The following is a 3,053-nucleotide window of genomic DNA, read 5'->3' as shown; positions in this document are numbered from 1 at the left end:
GTCCCGGCCGGACTGGCTGATTGGGACCGTTGGCGTGACGGCCATGCGGAAACGCAGGCGCCGCCGCGCCGTGCCGCGGCGATGATCTACACCTCGGGGACCACGGGCATGCCGAAGGGCGTGCGGCGCATGCCGATGCAGCCCGAGCAGGCCGCTGCCTCCGAACGCGTCGGCGCGATCACCTACGGCATCAAGCCGCGCGAGGACCAAATCGTGCTGATCAACGGTCCGATGTATCATTCGGCGCCGCATTCCTACGGCATGATGGCGTTCCGCAACGGCTGCACCATCGTGCTCCAGCCGCGCTTCGACGCCGAGGAGCTGCTGGCGCTGATCGAACGTCATCGCGTCACCCATATCCACATGGTGCCGACCATGTTCGTGCGCCTGTTGCGCCTGCCCGAAGCTGTCAGGCAGCGCTACGACCTGTCGTCGCTGCGCTTCGTCGTGCATGGTGCGGCACCCTGCCCGCCCGAGGTGAAGCGGGCCATGATCGACTGGTGGGGACCCGTCATCAACGAATATTTCGGCTCGACCGAGACCGGCATCCCGATCTGGCACTCGACCGAGGAGGCGCTGAGGAAGCCCGGCACGGTCGGCCGCGCCATCGAAGGCGGCATCGTCAAGATCTTTCGCGAGGACGGCAGCGTCTGCGGCGCCAATGAGCTCGGCGAGATCTACATGCGCCAGACCGCGGTGCCGGACTTCGACTATCACGGCAAGGCGCAGGCGCGGGCAGAGGCCGGGCGCGACGGCCTCGTCAGCGTCGGCGATGTCGGCTATCTCGACGAGGACGGCTATCTGTTCCTGTGCGACCGCAAGCGCGACATGGTGATCTCGGGCGGCGTCAACATCTATCCCGCCGAGATCGAGGGCGTGCTGATCGGAATGCGGGGGGTGCGCGACTGCGCCGTGTTCGGCATTCCGGATGCGGAATATGGCGAGCGCTTGTGCGCATGCGTCGAGCCGGAGCCCGGTGCGCAGCTCTCCGCCGCCGCGGTGCAGGCTTTCCTGCGCGAGCGCCTGGCCAACTTCAAGGTGCCGAAGGAGATCAAGTTCCTGGACGCGCTGCCCCGGGAGGCAACGGGGAAGATCTTCAAGCGCAAGCTGCGCGATCCCTATTGGGCGGACACGAGCCTGGGCAGCGCCGGAGGCGCCTGAACGGACCGGCGCGGCCGGCCATATTCCGATTGAGCAGGGCAGCATACATGTCCTGCCGGCTTGGCGGCTTTTGGCGGGCGACGAAACCGTATAGCCTTCGATCTCAGGAAACGCCGCGAAGACGGCCATGAGGTCGCGCATGCTGGACCGGACGCAGGATATTTCGATCGCCGCACAGGCCTGGCTCGACGACTTCGAGCGCACCTTAAACAGACCTGATCCCGCCACGCTGGACCCGCTCTTTCTCTCCGACGGATTCTGGCGCGACGTGCTGGCGCTGAGCTGGAACCTGCAGACAATCGCGGGCCGCGATGCGATCACGCAGGAGCTGGCGGCGCGCGCGCCCAAGGCGGCGCCGGCCCATTTCACGATCGCATCGAACCGGGCGCCGCCGCGCTGGGTGATGCGGGCCGGCACCAACTGCATCGAAGCGATCTTCAACTTCGAGACCGCGATCGGCCGCGGCAGCGGCATCATCAGGCTCGTCCCGGACACGACGGACGGAGACCGCCTGAAGGCATGGACGCTGCTAACCGCGCTCGACGAGCTCAAGGGCTTCGAGGAACAACTCGGCACCTTGCGCCCGCGCGGCCAGGCCTATTCGCGCGATTTCCGCGGGCCGAACTGGCTCGACCAGCGCAACGCCTCGCGCGACTATGCCGATCGCGAGCCGGCCGTGCTCGTGGTCGGCGGCGGCCAGGCCGGGCTCGCGATCGCGGCGCGGCTGAAGCAGCTGAAGGTCGACACGCTGATCGTCGACCGCGAAGCGCGGATCGGCGACAATTGGCGCAAGCGCTATCACGCGCTGACGCTGCACAACCAGGTGCAGGTCAATCACCTGCCCTACATGCCCTTCCCGCCGAGCTGGCCGACCTATATCCCCAAGGACAAGCTCGCCAACTGGTTCGAAGCTTACGTCGATGCGATGGAGCTGAACATCTGGACCGGCACGGAATTCGAGGGCGGCTCCTACGACGAGGCCGAGGGACGCTGGACCGTCACCCTGCGCCGGGCCGACGGCAGCCGGCGCACCATGCATCCGCGCCACATGATCATGGCAACCGGCGTCAGCGGCATCGCCAACATTCCAGACATCCCGACGCTCGCCAATTTCAGGGGCACGCTGCTGCACTCCAGCCGCTATGAGGACGGCGAGAACTGGAGCGGCAAACGTGCCATCGTCATCGGCACCGGCAACAGCGGTCACGACATCGCGCAGGATCTGTATTCCAGCGGCGCCGAGGTCACGCTGATGCAGCGCTCGCCGACGCTGGTCACGAACATCGAGCCGTCGGCGCAGCTCGCCTATGCGACCTATAACGAAGGGACGCTCGAGGACAACGACCTGATCGCGGCCTCGATGCCGACGCCGCTTGCGAAGAAGACGCATGTGATGCTGACCGAGCAGTCGAAGCAGCTCGACAAGGAGCTGCTCGACGGCCTCTCGCGCGTCGGCTTCAAGCTCGACTTCGGCGAGGCCGGCACCGGCTGGCAGTTCAAATACCTCACCCGCGGCGGCGGCTATTATTTCAACGTCGGCTGCTCCAACCTGATCGTCGAGGGCAAGATCAAGCTCAGGCAGTTCGACGACATCGAAGGTTTCGTCGCCGACGGGGCGCGGATGAAGGACGGCTCGACCATTGCGGCCGATCTCATCGTGCTCTCCACGGGATACAAGCCGCAGGAATATCTGGTGCAAAAACTGTTCGGGGATGCCGTCGCCGACCGCGTCGGCCCGATCTGGGGTTTTGGCGACGGCTTCGAGCTGCGCAACATGTATGCACGGACGAAGCAGCCCGGCCTTTGGTTCATCGCCGGCAGCCTGGCGCAATGCCGCATCAACTCGAAATATCTCGCGCTGCAGATCAAGGCGATCGAGGAAGGGATTTTGG

General features: G+C 65.8%; 2 protein-coding genes. Both read left to right on the top strand.

Annotation, left to right across the window (positions count from 1 at the left end; translation table 11 throughout):
* Positions 1-1,161 (top strand): AMP-binding protein (locus tag JHD07_RS29080; RefSeq protein WP_291628415.1); only part of this gene is annotated, 1,161 nt, incomplete at its 5' end.
* Positions 1,162-1,300: 139 nt separating this feature from the next.
* The coding region (locus tag JHD07_RS29075) for an NAD(P)/FAD-dependent oxidoreductase (protein WP_291628413.1) at positions 1,301-3,053 on the top strand (1,753 nt) is incomplete at its 3' end.

It is taken from the genome of Bradyrhizobium sp. (assembly GCF_016462955.1).
Classification (GTDB): Bacteria; Pseudomonadota; Alphaproteobacteria; order Rhizobiales; family Xanthobacteraceae; genus Bradyrhizobium.
Note: the sequence above shows the minus strand (reverse complement) of the source record. Positions and strands in the feature narration are given on the sequence as shown.